This is a genomic window from Fodinibius sp. GM21, from assembly GCF_058386955.1.
On sequence record NZ_JBYEIQ010000001.1, the window covers coordinates 783,373 to 804,068 of the forward strand.

General features: G+C 41.9%; 13 protein-coding genes and 1 tRNA gene. 3 read left to right on the forward strand and 11 right to left on the reverse strand.

The window, feature by feature from the left end:
- Nucleotides 1-11 precede the first annotated feature (11 nt).
- The 3 genes from ACT3IB_RS03280 to ACT3IB_RS03290 all read right to left on the reverse strand — a co-directional run bounded on the left by ACT3IB_RS03280 (nt 12) and on the right by ACT3IB_RS03290 (nt 7,799).
- The gene (locus ACT3IB_RS03280) at nt 12-3,506 is read right to left on the reverse strand and encodes a methylmalonyl-CoA mutase family protein (RefSeq protein WP_491537593.1); all 3,495 of its coding nucleotides are present in this window, start codon (nt 3,504-3,506) and stop codon (nt 12-14) included.
- Nucleotides 3,507-3,597: 91 nt separating this feature from the next.
- Complete coding sequence (mprF, locus tag ACT3IB_RS03285; RefSeq protein WP_491537594.1) at nt 3,598-6,150, reverse strand: bifunctional lysylphosphatidylglycerol flippase/synthetase MprF; 2,553 nt, start codon at nt 6,148-6,150, stop codon at nt 3,598-3,600.
- Nucleotides 6,151-6,176: 26 nt separating this feature from the next.
- Nucleotides 6,177-7,799 (reverse strand): Ig-like domain-containing protein, encoded by a 1,623-nt coding sequence (locus tag ACT3IB_RS03290; RefSeq protein ID WP_491537595.1) that lies wholly within the window; start codon nt 7,797-7,799, stop codon nt 6,177-6,179.
- Between the two features lie 259 nt (nt 7,800-8,058).
- On the opposite strand from ACT3IB_RS03290, the gene ACT3IB_RS03295 reads away from it, so the two are divergent.
- From ACT3IB_RS03295 to ACT3IB_RS03305, 3 genes are read left to right on the forward strand one after another with little or no spacing between them, the layout of a single operon-like run.
- A complete protein-coding gene (locus tag ACT3IB_RS03295; RefSeq protein ID WP_491537596.1) occupies nt 8,059-9,495 on the forward strand; it encodes a nicotinate phosphoribosyltransferase in 1,437 nt (478 codons plus the stop codon).
- 10 nt (nt 9,496-9,505) lie between these two features.
- Nucleotides 9,506-10,120 (forward strand): bifunctional nicotinamidase/pyrazinamidase, encoded by a 615-nt coding sequence (gene pncA, locus ACT3IB_RS03300; RefSeq protein ID WP_491537597.1) that lies wholly within the window; start codon nt 9,506-9,508, stop codon nt 10,118-10,120.
- A gap of 2 nt (nt 10,121-10,122) precedes the next feature.
- Nucleotides 10,123-11,214 (forward strand): NAD(P)/FAD-dependent oxidoreductase, encoded by a 1,092-nt coding sequence (locus ACT3IB_RS03305; RefSeq protein WP_491537598.1) that lies wholly within the window; start codon nt 10,123-10,125, stop codon nt 11,212-11,214.
- A gap of 15 nt (nt 11,215-11,229) precedes the next feature.
- On the opposite strand, the gene ACT3IB_RS03310 is transcribed toward ACT3IB_RS03305, so the two are convergent.
- From ACT3IB_RS03310 to ACT3IB_RS03345, 8 genes are all read right to left on the reverse strand, one after another.
- Nucleotides 11,230-12,720 carry a DUF5723 family protein gene (locus ACT3IB_RS03310; RefSeq protein WP_491537599.1) on the reverse strand — a complete coding sequence of 497 codons (1,491 nt, stop codon included), beginning with the start codon at nt 12,718-12,720 and terminating at the stop codon, nt 11,230-11,232.
- Between the two features lie 18 nt (nt 12,721-12,738).
- Nucleotides 12,739-14,955 carry a hypothetical protein gene (locus ACT3IB_RS03315; RefSeq protein ID WP_491537600.1) on the reverse strand — a complete coding sequence of 739 codons (2,217 nt, stop codon included), beginning with the start codon at nt 14,953-14,955 and terminating at the stop codon, nt 12,739-12,741.
- A 272-nt stretch (nt 14,956-15,227) separates the two neighbouring features.
- A tRNA-Ser gene (locus ACT3IB_RS03320) sits at nt 15,228-15,315 on the reverse strand.
- A gap of 45 nt (nt 15,316-15,360) precedes the next feature.
- On the reverse strand, nt 15,361-16,044 hold the full coding sequence (locus ACT3IB_RS03325; RefSeq protein ID WP_491537601.1) for an energy transducer TonB: 684 nt from the start codon (nt 16,042-16,044) through the stop codon (nt 15,361-15,363).
- Nucleotides 16,045-16,206: 162 nt separating this feature from the next.
- The gene (gene murQ / locus ACT3IB_RS03330; protein ID WP_491537602.1) at nt 16,207-17,139 is read right to left on the reverse strand and encodes an N-acetylmuramic acid 6-phosphate etherase; all 933 of its coding nucleotides are present in this window, start codon (nt 17,137-17,139) and stop codon (nt 16,207-16,209) included.
- 157 nt (nt 17,140-17,296) lie between these two features.
- On the reverse strand, nt 17,297-18,808 hold the full coding sequence (accC, locus tag ACT3IB_RS03335) for an acetyl-CoA carboxylase biotin carboxylase subunit (protein ID WP_491537603.1): 1,512 nt from the start codon (nt 18,806-18,808) through the stop codon (nt 17,297-17,299).
- A 9-nt stretch (nt 18,809-18,817) separates the two neighbouring features.
- Nucleotides 18,818-19,528, reverse strand: a complete 711-nt coding sequence (locus ACT3IB_RS03340) for an alpha/beta hydrolase-fold protein (protein ID WP_491537604.1) — start codon at nt 19,526-19,528, stop codon at nt 18,818-18,820.
- Nucleotides 19,529-19,626: 98 nt separating this feature from the next.
- Nucleotides 19,627-20,604, reverse strand: coding sequence for a phytoene/squalene synthase family protein (locus ACT3IB_RS03345; RefSeq protein ID WP_491537605.1), 978 nt, complete (start codon nt 20,602-20,604; stop codon nt 19,627-19,629).
- Nucleotides 20,605-20,696 lie beyond the last annotated feature (92 nt).

Genomic DNA, 20,696 nt, shown 5'->3' on the forward strand with positions numbered 1-20,696 from the left:
ATTAGAAATGTTTACATATTTCGGCGGTACTGTCCACCAACTTCATAAAGTGCATTTGAAATTTGTCCCAGCGATGCCACTTTTACTGTTTCCATAAGCTCTTCAAAGATATTACCATTTTGGCGAGCCACTTCTTTCAGGCGTTCGATCGCTTCCTCTGCTTCGTCCTCATTACGCTCCCAAAAGGCTTCTACGCTATCGATTTGTTGTTCTTTTTCTTCTTTGGTAGAACGGATTAAGTCAACTTCTTTTTCGTCCTCTGCACTTTCGGCATCTTCATTTTTAAAGGTATTGACGCCGATAATCGGAAGTTCACCGCTGTGTTTTTTAGACTCATAATGCAGGCTCTCATCCTGAATCTTGCCCCGCTGATACATGCTTTCCATAGCCCCAAGTACACCGCCTCGCTCAGTAAGACGATCAAATTCGGAAAGAATAGCCTTTTCTACCAGGTCGGTTAATTCTTCAATAAAGTAAGAACCTTGATTAATATTTTCGTTCTTGGCCGGTCCCATTTCCTTATTAATGATCAGCTGAATAGCCAAGGCACGTCGCACCGATTCTTCAGTGGGAGTGGTAATGGCCTCATCATAAGCATTGGTATGCAATGAATTACAGTTGTCATATATAGCCATGAGCGCCTGTAAGGTCGTGCGAATATCATTAAACTGAATTTCCTGTGCATGTAATGAACGCCCACTGGTTTGAATGTGATATTTCAGCTTTTGTGATCGTTCGTTTGCGCCATATTTCTCCCGCATTGCCACCGCCCAGATACGTCGTGCCACACGACCAATGACCGCATACTCGGGATCGAGACCATTGCTAAAAAAGAAAGACAGGTTGTGGGCGAATTCATCCACATCCATACCGCGAGACAAATAATATTCTACATATGTAAACCCGTTAGCCAGTGTAAAGGCCGCCTGGGTTATAGGATTGGCACCAGCCTCAGCAATGTGATATCCTGAAATTGACACTGAGTAATAATTCCGCACCTCATGCTCTGTAAAATATTGCTGGATGTCGCCCATCATTTTCAGCGCAAATTCGGTAGAGAAAATACAGGTATTTTGCGCCTGATCTTCTTTCAGAATATCCGCCTGAACAGTTCCGCGAACCACCGAAAGCGCCTCTTCTTTGATTTCCTCATACGTTTCATCATCTATTAACTTATCACCGGTAATACCCAACAGACCTAATCCAAAGCCATCGTTGGTATCGGGCAATTCATTATTGTATTCCGGGGCTTCTACATCCCGCTCGTTAAAATGTTCTTTAATTTTTTCCTTTGCCTTTTCCCACTTACCATTTTCTTTGAGATATCGTTCTACTTCCTGGTCAATAGCCGTATTCATAAACATCGCCAGAATCATCGGGGCCGGACCATTAATCGTCATTGAAACCGACGTTTTCGGAGAGGTAAGCTCAAAGCCTGAGTAGAGCTTCTTCATATCATCAAGGGTACAAATACTAACCCCGGAGTTACCCACCTTTCCATAAATATCAGGTCGATGGTCAGGATCTTCGCCATACAGTGTTACTGAATCAAATGCTGTTGACAATCGCGCTGCGGGCATTCCTTCACTCAAATAATGAAAACGTTTATTGGTTCTCTCGGGATTTCCCTCTCCGGCAAACATCCGAGTAGGATCTTCTCCTTCGCGCTTAAATTCAAACACGCCGGCTGTAAAGGGATAATATCCGGGTAGATTTTCTTTAAGAGCAAATTTGAGCTGTTCTCCTTTGTGTTTTGTTTTGGGAAGAGCCACTCTAGGAATTTTAAGCCCACTGAGTGATTCCCGATACATTTTATTTTTAAAGGTTTTGTCACGAACCTGTACTTCTACATATTCTTGCTGATACTCTTCATAAAGATCGTCCCATTGTTCAAGGATCTTCTTGCAACGTGCATCCAACTTACTGAGCCAATGCTCCCGCATCGATTTAAGCTTTACTTTTAGCTCATCCTTCTCATCAGGATCCCAGCGATCAATTTGCTCAATGGTACCGGTTACATTTTCCAGTTTACTGGCAATATCAACCTGTTGTTCTGCCCAACTGTGATAATCACGAATGGTATCAGAAATATCTGACAAATAACGCTGACGTTTCCCGGGAATAATAGATTGTGCCTGTATATCTTCTGCCGGTTCAGGGTTGGTATACAACTCTGTTTCCCAATTAATACTGTAATGATCGTTAACGTTATCCACGATTGCTTTAAAAAGACGATTGACTCCCTCATCGTTAAATTGAGCTGCTATCGTGGGATACACCGGCATTGCTTCGGGATCAAGATCCCAGGCCCCTCTGTTGCGTTTCATCTGTTTGCGAACATCACGCAGTGCATCCAACGAGCCTTTCTTTTCAAACTTATTGAGGACCACCAATTCGGCCAAGTCCAACATATTTATCTTTTCCAACTGCGTTGCCGCCCCATACTCACTGGTCATTACATATAATGGGATATCCGAAATATTTACAATTTCAGTATCACTTTGACCAATGCCACTGGTTTCCACAATTACCAGATCAAAGCCAGCGGTTTTACAAACTTCAATAGCACCTTTTATGGCCTCACTGGTAGTTCGATTACTAGCCCGGGTTGCAAGGCTTCGCATGTACACACGCTCTGGATCGAGGCTGTTCATGCGGATTCGATCACCTAACAACGCTCCACCCGTGCGTATTTTTGAGGGATCAATGGAAATAACCGCAATATTTATATCGTCAAATTCCGTTAGAAAGCGCCTGATGAGTTCATCCGTGAGCGAACTTTTTCCCGCTCCACCCGTTCCGGTAATTCCGATCAACGGGATGGGATTCCCGTTCTTTTGAGATGGTATCAAATTTCCTTTGCCATCAAACAGCTGGTCATCCTTGAAAGAAATGACATCTTCGTGCTTATTCTCTAAGGCTGAAATACAACGAGCAATCGCTATTGTATCCCTTTTAGTAATATCCTGGGCGTTTACTTCTTCAACCTCAGCGGTATCAAAATCGCATTTTTCGAGCATGAAATTGATCATACCCTGTAGCCCCATTTTACTTCCATCCTCAACAGAAAATATGCGACATACTCCCGCCTCGTGCAGTTCCTCTATCTCTTCATCTACTATGACACCGCCGCCGCCACCAAAAACATTAATATGAGAAGCTCCACGCTCCTCAAGCAACTCCACCATGTATTTGAAGTACTCCATATGTCCGCCCTGATACGAGCTTACGGCAATACCTTGTACATCTTCTTGGATGGCACAGTCAACAATTTCCTGTACAGATCGGTTATGCCCGAGGTGAATTACCTCGGCCCCGCTACTCTGCAAAATACGACGCATAATATTAATACTGGCGTCATGGCCGTCAAAGAGACTGGCAGCCGTTACAAAACGAATCTTGTGATTGGCATCATAAACTTCCTGCTGACTACTATTTTTTGTTTTTGTGTGCTCTTCTGCAGCGGATTCGGTAGCTTGATCAGAGGTCATTGTGTCTTCAGACATAATATTTTTCTCAATTTCTGTTGTATGCTTTAGAACGGAAGGTAAGAAAATTAAGGGACATTATTTATCGGCTGGAACTTCATAAGCTACCTTACTTCTTTGTCATAATGCTATCAAAACCACCGGAAACAATATTGGTAAGATTTGACAGTGCACGAGGCATCGACCACCCTCCGGGACCAACTAAAAATTTAGGCTTCCAAGTTGGATTAAACTGACTTTTATATCTTCTTACCTTTTTAAAGCCATAGATATTTTCACCGTAGGTATACACAAAGCTGGCCAACTTATTCCACCCCGGTGAAAAATCATGTTCATCCATTCCCGAAAGCGGTGCCATACCTAAATTGAACCATTTAAATCCCTCCTGTTTTCCCCAAAGCATCGTATGAATTAACATATAATCAATAATGCCTGCCGGTGATTCTGGCCGATAACGAAGTAAATCGGTAGCCAACTCGTATTTGCCAGCCCCTTGCAGAACATTAGCAAACGCAAGCAGATTTTCTCCTTGTTTAACCACAGCTATAGGAAATTGGCTTAGATAATCTTCATCAAAATATCCAACCGAAAATCCTCGTTCTTTTTTATTTCTTGCCCGAAGGCTGATGTCTGAAATGGCTTTCAGATCAGATAAATAAGAGGGTACCGACTCCTGCGGTATGATTTCGAAACTGTAATTTCGTTGTTCAAGCTCTTGGTAACCCGACCAAACTTTATTATGGATGGATTTTTCCGGATCAAAACCGGGCAAACCGATATGCGCTTCCTCACCCAACTTGTAAAGAGTAAGCCCTAAATCCACATATTCTTCTAAATAATCCTCCCCCACCTGATAAAATATGGGACTATATCCCTGATTAGAACACTCATCATAAAATTCCCATATTAACTCCTCAGCCTCGTTGGCGGGGCCCACAGGATCTCCTAACGTTACCCAATTTTGCGCTTCCCTGGCGAACATTATAAAAGAAGAGTTGGAGTCATTGAGTAATAATTCTTTGTCCCCGAGCAGTACAAGATTGGATATTGAATGCAGTGATCTGCTACTAATATCTTTTGCAACCAGAAGTTCCTGTTCACCCGGCTCCTTTGTTTCTTTATGCTTTGGTCTAATTAATTTCAATAATCCCAAAATAACGGAAAACCCCAATACTGCAACCATTGCCCGCATATATCGAGGGGCATCCCCCATTAAAGAAAACTGCCACCAAAGTTCTTTCTGGTATTCAACGTGTCCATAGGAAAACATGCCAAGCCAAATGGCACTGGCCAATACCATCAAAATTAAGGTAAACCAACGAGCTGAAAAGAACTGGTCCATTAATGATGCTTTGCGATGAAATTCATCACGACAGGGGATCAGCGCAACAAGCATCACTGACAACATGGAAGCCTCTTCGTAATCAGCTCCTTTTAGCAATGAAAACAATATACCGAATACGAGCAGCCCAACCGTTAAGTGGTACGCACCATCACTACGACGCTGGAGCCCACTGGCCAATACCAGTAACGCAGCTCCAACCAAGCTGGCAAAAAAGTGCGACATCTCGATAACCGGCAACGGTACAAAATGCTGAAGCCACTCCATACGGGGAACTTCAGAAGGGACGGCCCCTGAAAAAAGTAGAATGGCCCCTCCGATAAACACGGAAAAACTCATCACCTGGGGCACAACACGAGGAACCCAGTTAGCGGCTTTGCGCTGCAATAGTTTTACTTTGCGTCGATTGACGATATACTCTTGATAACCCAACACAACTATTGCCCCCAATAGCGGCAGTATATAGTAAATAATGCGATATACTACCATGATTCCCAACACTTGAGATCCCGGTATAAAGTTGCCCAGGTATATCAGCATGATCGATTCAAATACACCAAGTCCACCAGGCACTTGACTAAATAACCCTGCGATCTGAGCCAGCATAAATATGCCGACAAAACTAAAAAAGTTGATCCCTACATCGGGCAACAACACAAACAGTACAGACGCCATCAAGAGCCAGTCTATCGACGCAATAACTACCTGCTGGAGTGAAAGTTTGAGGTTAGGAAACCGAAAGGTCCAGCTTTTAAACGAAATTTCATCCTTAACCTTTGCACTTGCAATCACATATCCTACTACCATTACCAACAGAATTATCCCCAGTACCCGAAGCGAGACAAATGGTACCGTTACATTATTCGGCAGGTTGGGCGTTGCAAACAGTAAAGCAAGGCCCCCAATCGAGCAAAAACCTATCCAAAGGGTGAATGCGCTAAATGCAACAATTTGGGTAACCTGCATGCCCGTAAATCCCCAAACCGAATAAATACGATATCGGATAGAACCACCTGTTATCAAAGCCAGACCGATATTGTGGCTAAATGCATAACCTACATAGCCTGCGCGAATAATTTTACCCGCCTCGAGCTTTTCTCCAATATATCGTACACCAAGAGCATCATATCCTGTTAAGAGCAGATAGCTCAAAAATGAGAGTACCAGCGAAAACAGAATATATTGATTGGGAATATCCGAAAGTTGGGTCAACACTTCAGACATCTCATACTGCTGCAGTTCCTGATCAAGGAACCACAACGCAAAGACGAAGAAGATTATACTTATGAATGGCGTTAGTTTTTTGAGCTTCTTTTTCATCAAACAGAGAGACTACAAATTCTGATCTAATTGGGGAATTTGATCGTAAGGTCGCCGGTAAGTCCTTTTTCTACCGGTACCTGTCTTCTAATATAGTAAGGTTCGGGTTTTTCAAATGGATCTACCTGCCCATAATCCCAGCGGCCGTTGGTATTTTCATCGTGATACACCGCCAGTTTATAACTTAGGGGCGGTAAATTATCGATTTCAATTTGATCTGTAAACACAGTATCCCTTTTAATTCCCGACTCTTCATTTTCTAAACTCAACCGAATATTACTACGTGTTGAATCTTCCATTATAATATTCAACGATCCCATTTGTGAGGAATGCCAGATTTCAGGATCAAACTTACGATAATCCTCCACGGCCGGATCCCAGACTCGAACCTCATACTCTACCCCGTCTTTCCATTGTTTATCAGGGATTATACGTAACACATTCTGTTCAGTATCAACATTTGGCCAGATATCAATAAGGGAATCTCCTTCCACAACTTTAAGCGAATCTATAATTGTAGATTCATTTATAGGCTTGGCATAAGTAATTTTAAACGGTTCCCCGGGGTAGTAACCTGACACTGTGTTTCTTTTTATGATTCTTTGTTGCGTAGTATCTTCTTGGGCGGAACCGGTAAATGAACCGGTATAATTGGCAACCGGGTTTTCTGATCCATCAAAAATACCGTTCATGCTTAGGCTGTAACTCGTCTCCTCTGCCAATGAATCCCTGCTGTGAGCGAACAAGATGTAAGGTCCATTTGGCTGAGTATATAGCGGCCAGGCAGGACCATACTCATTGCCCAAAGTATCTGTTATAACAATATTGGCAGTGTCAGATAGTACAATATCTTCACTAAACCGCATACGCATGCGATTTGATGAAAATAATCCCACGCCTTGCAAGGTCGGCTTAGTTGTATCTACTGAGGTGGAAAATAGTGTTCCAAGGGTATCCTTTTCCCCTTTTCCCAAGGTCACAAATTCTTTTTTGAACGGTTGTGCTCTTTCCTGCTGTGGATCCCAAATTTTATTTCTATTGCGATCATCTACCCAGAAAAGTTTAAATTTCCCTTGTGGAAGATAAGAGAATTGAAACTGTCCCGATGTATCTGTAGAGGCTATATAATCAGCTTTTGAGGTTAAATCATACGGCTCACGATAAAGTAAGACGCGCTTACCTTCCGATCCTTCTCCCGTCACTACATCAATAACTTTCCCGATAATCTCTCCTTCGTCAATTTCTGAACCTGTGGAAACTGCAATCTTTTTGGGGGAAGACATCCCATTATTATTCGTGTCAGTTAAGTCAGTCCCAACAGTTAAAATAAGTGTAGTTGAATCCGGGATTTGGCTCTCAAACTCCACTTCAGCAGACTTCCGTCCCCAGTCAATATTATATGAAATGCCAATATCAGGCTCGATAACTATGGCCTGATTGAGCGAAGAGCGCTCCACAAATTCAGAAAAATGAAGCGTAATACTTTGTCCTTTAAAGTTAGTTGTGCCCGTTTCAGGCTCGGTACGGATAATTTCTGGTCCCTTTTCATCAGCAGGACCCCCTGTTGGAGATGTAGGGGTAGCACAACTTGCAAGCATAACCCCCACTAAAACCAATATGACAATGAGCCAATTGCTATTAAAGTTCACAAACACCAGTTCTTACAATTAGTAAAATTTGGGTGCAAATATACAAATTATAACCACCTTTACAGATATAAAAACAGCTTTTTCCAACCAAAAATCAGAACTTATATATTTTAGTATAAGTAAATATAGCAAAGCATATGTACAATCAGTCATTTACATTCGTGCCTTAATCGTAACTGAATAATCACCAAAATAGTTACAGCTTCTATATTGTATTGGTTATCTTCCGATGGTTTTAATTTGTAACAGCATATATATTATGAGTTTAGTACAACCCGACCATTCAACATTACTTGAGCGCCCAGCGCTATATACTGATTATTATGAGCTTACAATGGCTCAGGGTTACTTCTTGGCAGGACGACAAAATGAAGAAGCCACCTTCGACTACTTCTTTCGTGATCTCCCGTTTAAAGGAGGTTATGTTATTTTTGCAGGTCTTGGAGATCTTCTCAAAACGTTGCGAGACTTCCGTTTTCACGAAGATGAAATTGCATATTTGGCCAAGCAAGGGTTTAGACAAGAGTTCCTTGAGTACTTGCGCAACTTTAATTTATCAGCCGATATTTTTTCCGCGAAAGAAGGAGAAATTGTTTTCCCTACCGAGCCTATTGTCCGCATAGAGGGCAATATAATCGAGGCTCAAATATTAGAGACTCTGCTGTTAAATATTCTAAACTTCGAGTCACTAATTGCCACAAAAGCTTCACGGATGAAATATGCTGCAGGTAATCGAAAGGTACTCGATTTTGGATTACGACGAGCCCAGGGATATGGCGGTATTCAAGCGAGTAAAGCAGCCTATATCGGTGGCGTTGAGGCCACGTCAAACGTATTCAGTTCTTTCCGGGATAATATTCCAGCTAATGGCACTATGGCACACTCCTGGATACAATCTTTTGACGATGAACTCACAGCATTTCGTCAATATGCTAAATATTATCCTGATGATTGTATTCTTTTGGTCGATACCTACGATACGCTTAACAGCGGAGTCCCCAATGCAATCAAAGTGGGTAAGGAATTGGAGAAAAAGGGGTATAATCTGAAAGGGATTCGATTAGATAGCGGTGACTTAGCTTATTTTTCCCGACAGGCTCGCAAACAGCTTGATGAAGCCGGGTTGGAATACGTTAAAATAGCAGCATCCAACCAACTTGATGAACGACTTATAAAAAGTTTGATAAGTCAGGATGCCCCAATTGACCTTTTTGGTGTTGGAACTCGTCTTGTCACCGGTCAGGATAGTCCCGCTTTGGATGGCGTATATAAGCTGGCATCTATTAATAATGAACCAAAGCTAAAAATATCTGAAAATATTGAGAAAATTACGCTTCCGGGACGCAAAAAGGTCATCCGATACAGCGGTGATGACGGCACTTTTTATGGCGATGGCATTGTTCTCAACAACGAAGAAAATGTTGAAACTATATATCATCCCCACTATCCAGCCAAGCATGCCACCGTTACAAACTTTAACGCCGAGTATCTGCTAAGCAAAGTTATGCAAAATGGTAAATTGATCATTGATATTCCTACCCCAAAAGAAAGCGCTACATACGCTAAACAGCGACTAACAAAAGTAATTCCCGAGCATAAGCGTTTTGACAATCCACATATTTATAAAGTGGGTATCAGCAAAAAATTGATGAATTTGCGTGACGATCTAACTCAAAAAATGAAGAACAAAAGGTAACGATTGTACTATGAAAGCTCTTTTGATTATAGATGTTCAGAATGATTTTTGTCCAGGCGGAGCACTCGAAGTTCCAAACGGTGATCAGATTATTCCAGCTATTAACAGACTTTCTGAACACTTTGATGTTGTCATACAAACCCAGGATTGGCACCCTGTGGGGCATTCTTCTTTTGCTTCCTCCCATCAGGGTAAAGAACCATTTGAAACCATCGAAATGCCTTATGGAGAACAGGTTCTTTGGCCCGACCACTGTGTTCAAAATAGCGGTGGATCCGATTTCCATCCTGATCTTGAAACTAACCGGTCCCAATTAATCATCCGCAAGGGATTTCGTAAAGAAATCGACTCCTATTCAGCTTTTTTTGAAAACGATAACAGTACCACTACCGGACTTTCAGGTTACCTGAAGGAACGCGGTATTGATACTCTTTTTGCCGTAGGATTAGCGACCGATTTTTGCGTAAAATGGTCCGTTATTGATGGCATCAAAGAAGGGTTTAAGGTTTTTGTAGTAGAAGATGCCGTAAAAGGAATTGATATTGAAGGCTCTGTGGATCAGGCTTGGGATCAGATGCTTGAAAAGGGAGCCCAAAAAGTCCGTTCAAAAGAATTGCTCACCTGAGTATGCCCCATCAAACAGATTATTGTATTCTCGGAGCCGGTATTGCAGGGCTTTCACTCGCTGATGCTTTAGCTGACCATGATATAAGCTGCATTCTTGTTGAAAAGAACGCTGTCGGATCAGGGGCCTCAGGAACTCCCGGAGGCTTAGTAAATCCCGCTACGGGTCGAAGAGCTAAAAAGGTATGGAAAGCTGAGTGGTGCTACGAGGCCATTGCCGCCAATCTCGAAAAAATACAGTCCCATTCTGATACAAACTTTTATTGGAATAACGGTTTACTCCGACCTGCCCTACTGGATAAAATGGCTCGAAAAATGAGAGCTCAACATGAAGCCACCACCTGGCCTGATGGCTGGTGCCAATGGAAGAGTAAGGAAGAAATCCAGGAAATTCATCCGGGGATAAAATGTGTAGGCGGGGGACTGTGGCTGCCCATTGGGCTAACGGTGGATATCGGATCATATATAAAGTCCTACGCCGATTATTTAGAGGCCTCCGGCATAGAAATAATTTGTGGAGAATCTCCATATCCTATCTCAGAAGATGATTATTGGATTCTTGAACTCGACCAAGTAACGATAAAAGCCAACCAGTTGGTTTTTGCGACGGGACATTCTATTGCCACCTCTCCTTTTTGGGACTGGATCCCACTCGAACTTATAAAGGGGCAAGTAGCCAAATTTAAAAAAGAACAAAGTTCTCTTCCTTTCTCTCATTCAATTTCAAGCTTGGGATATATTGCTAATTTAGATGAAGAAGATTCGTTTATACAGGGTAGTACCTACGAACACGATTTTACTCATTTAAATCCGGATGCGGAGGGGGAATCGTATCTTAGAAAACGGTTGCGGCGAACGCTTCCTCAGCTTGAAGAGCAATCTAAACTTATTGACCAATGGTCCGGTGTACGTACATCTACCCCTAATTTCAAACCTATATTGGGGATGCACCCTGCCTATTCTAACCTTCATCTATTCTCAGGACTTGGTTCAAAAGGCCTACTTTACGGAAAACTTCTTGCAGAGCACTATGCCAACCATCTTATTAAAAGTACTCCCCTATATCCTGAAGTAGATATAAACAGGTTTACTTAAAATATCTCGTAGATCTTAAAATCGAATTATCAGACCACTCCAGGCTCCACCCATACCCGAGCCTCTGTTTTCGGAATTCGGTACCGTTAAGCCGGCTACGGTAAATTCGAAATTACGCAGCTCTATACCCGTTCCAAAAGTAAAGCTCGAAGATGTTAGTCCCCCTGTTCTATACCCTGCTCGCAAAGGAATAATATCGAACAGTTTGTATTCAGCTCCTAATCCCAAAGCCAAACGAGGACTATTCATACCTGCTTCATACAACCCCTTTTGCAGATCAAAAACAAAACCAAGTTTTCCAGCTTGTAACTGGGCTCCAAAATTGAGCTTGGTAGGAAGTTTTTCAGTAATTTCCTTATTGCCAGACGGTTCATAACTCTGATAGATTTCTTGACGTACACTATCGGCGAAGTTGTCCGACAGCCCATTTTCTATGTCAATACCATCCCAGGTAAACGTTTCGTCTGCCGAAAATTGACCGGCATTACTGTCATAGGTAATGCTTCCAACATCTGTTATCGACAGACCAACCCGTAACTTTTTTTTCCCATCGATCCAAGCAAAAGCCCCTTTCAAAGGTCCCGCCAAATCCATTTCTATAGTTCCGCCTATATCAACACCAAGACCTGAACCCTGTGTCTCAGTAAAACTTGCCCCATCCGGATCCACAAAATCGCCAATTTCTCCGTTAAAATTAGGATCTTGCCGGGCTTGATAGTAATCCTCAAATTGATTGGTCAATTCTCCCACTGAAGTAAATGTGTAGGCAAAATCGTGAATTACCTCACTATCTGTAACTTGCAAAGTAGAATTGAAATCAATGCTCGAAGTGTAATGAGCTATAAGATACTTTGGTGCTACCCCGGCAAATACCTTGATATTCTCACCAATCCCAAAAAGAGCCGGAATTTCTAACAGCTGATACGAAAATCCCGCCGAAAGTTCACTAAAGGCAACACCTTTGCTATGAAAATTAACGGGTTCGGGCTCAGAAAAACGCTCTTGGCTTATGCCGGTGAGCAACACTTCCGAAAATCCTCTGTTTACCGACCCGGATAAAAGTGCTCGATTTCTAAAGGCAAGGCTTAAAGCCATGTTTTCTCCTCGCCATGCCCCTGCGAGTGGTATTACATCAACCTCCATGCCCATGGCCCTGCTATTTCCCATGGCTGTACCAAACCATTCATCAAGTGCTTCGGGGCCAACAACATCCCCAGTGGTAAAGTGCTGGTTGTATACAGAAACGTTCATCAACGGTCCCCCCGCCATTGCCGAAACTCCTCCTAAAACGCCAATAGAAGTTGAGGGTTTCGTATCCGCGTTGAGCATAAGATTCGCAGGATTAACAAAATTTGCATGATACGTATCAATATAGGCAGTGCCCGAGCCCCCCAATCCTAAACTCTGGGCGGAGTAATGACCCGATTGTGCCTGGGCTATTGCTCCCCATCCCAAAATGAAACCTGTTGCCACAAGAATCGATGCTAATTGCTTTAAAAAATTCATGACCTAATCCCTATTCCCTTAGTTAATTGTTGAGGTTATGCCAGCTTTCACTTTCACCTTAAAGGTAACTGTATCGTCCTCTCTTAAACTCACCGACTGTTGTTGTGGGCTGTTAATGGTGATATCCATGACCACCGCTCTCGTGCGATGTAATTCACTCATCTCACTCTCAGAAAAGCTAATCTCATATTCACCTTGTGCGACATCAGAAGAAAAACCATCCTGATTCGTTGAAGCTCCGTTGATAGCAATATCGCTTTTCGAGGTAATCTTCTTTCCATTCCAATTCAGCATAACCACATTCAAAATCATATCAAGCGGTAGTGCATTGGTATAATTGATAGTTATCGTTGCCTCAGAAAGCTTGCGATCTTCATCCTCCTCGGGAATATCTTCAAAGTTGGCATCTACAGTATCTTGATAAGTGGCATTATCAGCTGAAAAATCAAATGGTATTTCCACCCCGAACGAGGGATCAAAAATGACCGGATTGACTACAGTGCCTGTTTCTTCTGCTGCATTTACCTCTGCCACGCCAACAAAACGAATATTGGTAGGCAGGTTACTGAAGAATGCCGAAGCATTCGTATTTGTAGCATCAAATATATTACTCCCAGACGCTCCGTCCATAGGGTCCGGATTGGCAACTTTTTGCAGATCAAATTTAATTACCTGATTTTCATTAGCCGGTTGACCGCTGACCTGCAACTGAGAAGGAATTTCCTCACTTTCTACTTGATAGGGTGATCCGTCGGTACCTGTTAAAAACTCCGTGTTACCGCCTGTATCCGTTCCAACAATAACAGCATAAATCGTCGTTTGTACTCCAAGGTTCGAGTCGTAAAGCAAATTTAACACCGGATTCTCAAAAGTAATATTTGAAACCCGATCTGAGATTTCATCAATGCCGCCTATCTCTGTTAGCTCGGCTTCATTATCGTTAAATACATCAATATTTTCGACAGAATCGTTGGTTTGATCCTCATTAAGTAGGATTTGCTTTGGAACCACATATCCCTCAGCCCTACCAATTTGGAGGTTATTAATATCAACATCAGCCTGTATCTGATCCGTTTCTGCAATGGTGCGGGTTTCTGATCCCGATCCTTCCTGAGTATTTTCCGTAGTAGCATTTATCTCATAATTCACCGTATTTCCTTGAGCATATATACGATAGCCCGATAAATCATATGCATTATTTAGCGTACCGTTCCTTGGGATATTTGACAAGTCAATTACAAATGAATTTCCATTTGAATCAATAATATCGGGAAACGTGATAGCCAGATTTTCAATTGCAATATCTATATTATTGGCAATATCAAGTGCTAACTCTCCACCACTCAATTCTACAAAGTGACTCTCATTTTGAAACTCAAAACTGTCGTCACCAACAGTAGAAATTCCCGAACTGTTAAATGATTGGGATTCAATTGCTGCAGTCACCTGTGAAGCCACAAGATTTTGTCCGGAAACCTCATTAACCACTAAGTCGGATCCCTCCTCCTTCATGTCTTGCGAATTCCAGCTAACCGTAACATCCAAACTTAAATCAGATAATTGTGTAGAAGCCGGAATTTGAATTTCTGTCGTTCTACTCGGATCATCCCAGAAAAAACTGTCTGTGGCATCACCTTTAGTTCCTATGTTTGCGCTTCCAACAAAATTGGTCCCCGAATTTAATACTAACTCGAGCTCATCAATATTAAATCCAAGGTTATTGGTAAGTGTGATCTGAACTGCTCCATCCTCTTTAATAACAGCACTTTCAAAATAGTCGGTGTTAAAACTAATATTAACCGTTCCGGAACCGCCAGGTATTTGTTGTCCGGCAGGAGGTGAAGAAAAACCCGTAAAACTGTCGAATCCTGCCGAGCCCACATTTCCTGCTCCGGAATTGAAATTGGTTAGTCGCAGTTCTCCTACTTCAGCATTTAATGTAGCAGGCGTTACATCTACCTCCGGAATTACATCATTGAGATCTCCCAAATTGACTTCTTCTTCTTTAACCAATCTAACGAGTCCGTTCCCACCGGTAGAAAAAAGATTTGTAAAATCTTCTGAAGTTGTATCAATTAACGCTTCATCCGCTCCCAGAAATGGGTAGGTTTTTTCCATCGTAAGCGGAATTTCAAACTGGTTTTTAACTTTAAAATCTGGAGACTTAGGACGTTCGCAGGACCAATTAAAAAATGCAAACGTGAAAATAAGTATAAAGGGAAGTGAATTCTTCATCTTTCCTAACCGTCTGTTTAGTGATATAATTTATTTAACATCATGTACTTAAAATTGATATCCTCAATTCAATTAAAATGACATTAAATAATAAAATTTTACCTGTAGAATGATTGCTAATAAAATCAGTAATGCTGAGCGCAAACCCAATTTATTTTTTGATTTTATTACTCTTGATCAATGTTAAGACATGAAATTATCCTCAAAAAACGAAAAGGCTTTGTCCGACAAGCTTTTAACAGCCTGCCCAACAAAGCCTTCACATCGATGAGCGGAGAGGGAGGGATTCGAACCCTCGGTACGCGCTAGACGCACACACGCTTTCCAAGCGTGCGCCTTCGACCGCTCGGCCACCTCTCCAATAAAGAGTCGCAAATATAGGCTAATTTCTACCTGATTTCAATATTAAAATCCATAGGTAAAAATTTGCCTGGAGTATGCTTTGACCGGCTGACCTTTATTTCGTGCCGGACGAAATCTCCACTGTAAAGCAGCGGTCAATGTAGCCTCTGTAAGTCCATAATTTATGCGATCGACCCTTCTTTTTTCTCCCGACTCTTGATCATATAAGACAATTTCAGTAATACTGGCCTCCTCAACCTTACCATCTGTATCCACTAAAAAATTAACCCATATTTCAGCTTTAATATTTGCCTTTTTTGCGGCCTCGGGAACCGTTGGTTCTACAATATGGATGACCTGTGGAGCTATCTGTGGACTTGATACCGGTTCGTCGGCATCACCTTCGCTGCCAATCATTTCAACAGAGAGCGAATCAGAATATTCACTAACATTTAAATCGTCCAACTCAATAGGATCTTCCTCAATCACCTCATCGGTAGGTTCGGGAATTGGTGTTTGTGGTTTGGGCGGAGGAGGCGGACTATTTTGCTGTTCCGTTCGTACAACGTCTTCGAGAGCAATAGCATCATCCGAAAAATCAATTTGCTGATCCGATGAAGTTGATTCGTTAACAGGCCAAAGATTGAATACGGCGATCATCATTAATTCTACGATGACTATAGCCGTTAAAACACGAATCCGATATCCGTTTTTACTGTCGTCGGTATATTTTTTAAGATCAGACAAATTTATAGTATCGGATATCTAAACTGATTGTGGATGTAGAAGTTTTTTGTATTAACGAATAAACAAGGTGGTTTCATTCAATGGTGTATTGCACTATTTACGTTTACTGCAAATCGGGTTGGACGTAATAAACATTTAGAGACATATATACACTAAATCATGTCAGTCATGTTTTACGTCTTCCAACACCTTACGAATAAAACCGCCATGAGCCTCTAGTTTGTTTTCAGCTTCTTTTTTGTTTAGCCCCCCCAATGCCATAACCAATGCAGTTTTAACATGTCCGTCAGCCGAATACAACAGTTTTTCTGTTTCCTTATAATCCAGATCAGTGAACATCATAACAATCCGTTTTGAACGCTCATGTAATTTTTGATTGGAAAGCTGTAGATCAACCATCACATTTTCATATACTTTGCCTCTCCGAATATTTGCTCCCGTAGTTATCATATTTAGCACCATCTTTTGGGCCGTAGCACTTTTCATGCGAGTACTACCCATGATAACTTCTGGACCTACCGGGATATCAATTAACACATCTACATCGAGAGAAATCTGAGATCCCGGCACAGTTGTCACAAAAATCGTACTGCATTCATTTTCCCGAGCTTCTTTTAGAGCTCCATGCACATAAGGCGTACGCCCGCTGGCAGCCAATCCGCAAACAATATCGCCAGATGAAAGATCAATCTCCCGCAGAGCTTTGCGTCCATTAGCCTCAAAATCTTCCGCCCCTTCCTGGGCTTCAAACATAGCTTCTTTACCCCCGGCAATCAGTCCTACAACCTGCTCGGGATCAGATCCAAACGTGGGAGGACATTCGGCAGCATCAAGTATTCCCAGCCGTCCACTGGTACCGGCTCCCACATAGATCAAGCGCCCTCCCTCATCAAATGCTTTCTTGACCAAATCAATAGCTCGTGCAACTTGCGGTAGCTTTTTTTCAACCTCGTCGGCAACTTTTTTATCCTCGGCATTAATAAGACGAGCTATTTTCAGGGAATCGGCAACATCAATTTTCTTGGTATTGGGATTCCGTTGCTCGGTATCCAATTTTTTTAACTGATCAAAAAGCTCTTGGTCTTCTTCGTTCACCTTGTAAGAATTATTCTTGATACGATTTGTTTACTCACTTAAATTACTTGGTTTCGTGATACCAAAAAAGCAATACAAGTGATTCTCAACTAATACCAAAATTAAAAGCCGACGAATCAAAATATCGCCGGCTTGTAAAATGTAATAGGCATTCGCATTATTTCTGTTTGCTGCGGTGTTTCCACCATTTTGAGTGGACACCGTTTGGGGAATTACTTTTGAAATTTTGCTTCTCATCCTGACCATCACTTTCCATTTTGAGCAGTGCTGCGGCCAACGCCTTGACTTCAGAGCCATCAGTGTTTTCAGCATCCAGTTTCTCTTTGCTAAAGTGATCAGGAACAAAATGGGTATCATAATCACCCGAGGTAAATGACTCGTGCTGTAATACGTATTTACAAAATGGAATTGTCGTTCTACAACCCGCAATCTCATATTCATCCAGAGCACGTAACATTCGCTTTATAGCGTGATCCCGATCCGTGCCATAAGTACAAAGCTTCGAAATCATGGGGTCATAATTAATAGTCACCTTCTGCCCTTCCTCCACTCCGGAGTCAACACGCACACCATTACCAGAAGGGATACGGTGCTTGCTTAATGTACCCGTACTTGGCAAAAAGTTATCACGCGGATCTTCAGCGTAAATGCGGCATTCCACAGCATGACCTTTCATCTGAATCTCCTCTTGCTTGACGGGTAATTCTTTTCCTTCGGCCACCAATATCTGTAGTTCCACTAAATCCAGTCCTGTAATTAATTCTGTTACCGGATGCTCTACCTGCAGGCGCGTATTCATCTCAAGGAAATAAAAATTACGATCCGCATCTACCAAAAATTCAATCGTTCCTGCTCCCACATAGTCTACCGCTTCGGAAGCAGCAATTGCAGCTTCCGCCATTTCTGAACGTAATTCAGGCGTCAAAATGGAGCATGGCGCTTCTTCTATCACCTTCTGATGACGACGCTGTATCGAGCACTCCCGATCAAACACATGGAGCGTATTTCCATGTTCATCGGCAATAATCTGAAACTCAACATGACGGGGCTCAACCAAGTATTTTTCAATATATACACGATCATCACCAAAGGAATTACGTGCCTCCGACTTTGCGGCTTTAATACCAGACCGAAATTCATCTTTATTATTTACAATACGCATTCCTTTTCCACCGCCCCCGGCCGCTGCCTTAACCAGCACGGGATAACCGATTTCGTCGGCTATTTTTTCGGCCTCTTCAACATCTTCGAGCTCCTTTTTGGTGCCCGGTGGAAATGGAACGTTAGCTTTACTCATAATTTCGCGAGCAGCGGTTTTATCCCCCATTAATCGAATAGATTTCGCCCGGGGCCCAATAAAAATGATATCTTCTTCTCGGCATCGCTCGGAGAAATCACCATTTTCACTTAAAAATCCATAGCCGGGATGGATAGCATCTGCTCCGGTATCTTTGGCAGCCTGAATAATTTTATCGATAACCAGGTAGCTTTCTGAAGAAGAAGCAGGACCGATATGTATCGATTCATCAGCTTGTAACACATGCGGGGCATCGGCATCAGGCGTTGAGTATACCGCCACCGTTTTTTTACCCAGCTCTTTACACGTTCTAATTACACGTAACGCAATTTCGCCGCGATTAGCGACCAATATTTTATTAATGTCTGCCATAGTTACCTTTTAAATGATGTGCGTTTTTAACATTTGTGGCCATAATTTCCATTCATCTCCTCCATCAGACCAAATGTCGAGGTCATGATCTAAAAATTTCATTCGCATTACCTTATCCATTCGAACCGCATCGTCGATTCGCTTATCTCCTTCATAACTTACCAACCGAAAATCAATGTCCTGAACTTTATCAAGCAAAGACTTTTTATTCAAATTGGGTACGAAATCCATTGGATTACTGTAATAAACGTCGTCATCATAATAATCATCCATGTACGGTCTGATATCGTAAATACCGCTTATACCGATCGATTTGCCAAAAACTTCAGGGTATTTGAGAGCAGTTGTAACAGCATGATATCCGCCAAAATCAACACCACCGATGATAATAAATTTTATACTGTTTTGGTCTTTAATGTAGGGTACTACTTCCTCAACAATATACGATTCGTACTGTTGCTGGCGAACAACACGTTGTTCAGGAGATGCATTTTTATTCAACAGAGCTTCATCATCAATCGACGATAATACAAATAATTGATTGAACCCGTTTTCCAGCTGGTACGAGATTGAATCCGTCATCCCAAATTCTTCCCATTGCTTGCAACTAGCTCCTCTTGTAGGAATCCCAATTACCGGCGTTCCCGACTCTCCATAAACAGCCAGTTCCATGTCTTTTCCCAAACTGGGACTCCGCCATTTCTTAATTTTAGCTTCCATTCGTCTCCATTTTGTTAAGATCGGCAATAAAATTTGAATGGAATATAACAGTTCATATTGATTAGTGTAAACGCAGATCCTCCAATTCTTAGGTTAGATTAGGACTGCGCTACTTTCATCTGATAATATGCCCTGGGAAGAATGGAAAATTTCTCTGTAGCATTAAGATATGCTCGTTTATTAAACACATTGTAGTTATTCTCCTCAATTTTATCGAGAATACGTCCATAGTTTTGTCGGGCCAAATACACCGGTAAGCGACTGTCACTGCTAAGCAAGCCTATACCTTTGTCTGATCTCTGATAATATCTGCGCGTTCGCTTAATCTGAAAGTTTAATAATTCAATCACATTTTCTGTTCGCAGGTGATTAAATAGCTCTTCTTCTGATACATTAAAACGATCCAGATCTTCTTGCGGCAAGTATATTCTATTGCGTTGCAGATCTTCCCCAACATCCCGCAAAATATTTGTCAGCTGCATGGCTATACCCAAATCTACTGCATATCCCAAAGCTTCCTGTGATTGATACCCAAAAACCTGACTGGTCATCAACCCTACGATCGAGGCCACCTTAAACGAATAATCATACAATTCATCAAAGGTCTCATATCTGTTTTTAAACAGATCCATGCAAACACCTTCCATAAGTTCGAACGGCATTTCTATAGGGATATGATATTGCCTCAGTACATCGGAAAATGCAATCAATATATCATTATCATGAGCTTTGCCCTCATATGTATCCCGCAGTTTCTGTTTCCAGGATTCCAGTTTAAAGCGGATATCATCTTCGGTAAGTTCACGCTTTTCCAGTAAATCTTCGGCTTCGTCCACCAGATCATCAATATACCTGCATAAGCTATAGATGGCAAAAATACCACGCTGCTTATGATTAGGTAAAAAGCGCGTCGCCATGTAAAATGTCTTGGCATGATAACGAGTTATTGCCCTGCACTCGGCATAGGCCTCCTTCAGACGCTCATCGTTCAGCTCTTCAATAACCGAGCGATGAAAAGATGTACGCTGATACAGAGGCTTAAGCAACGCGTATGGTATTCGAAAAAGATCTGTCATCAATATCAATTAATTTCCTTTTATACCTATCAAAATGCTAAAATGATATAAAATAGTTCCTGTAAATTTTTATCGGCCTTCGAATTAGAATG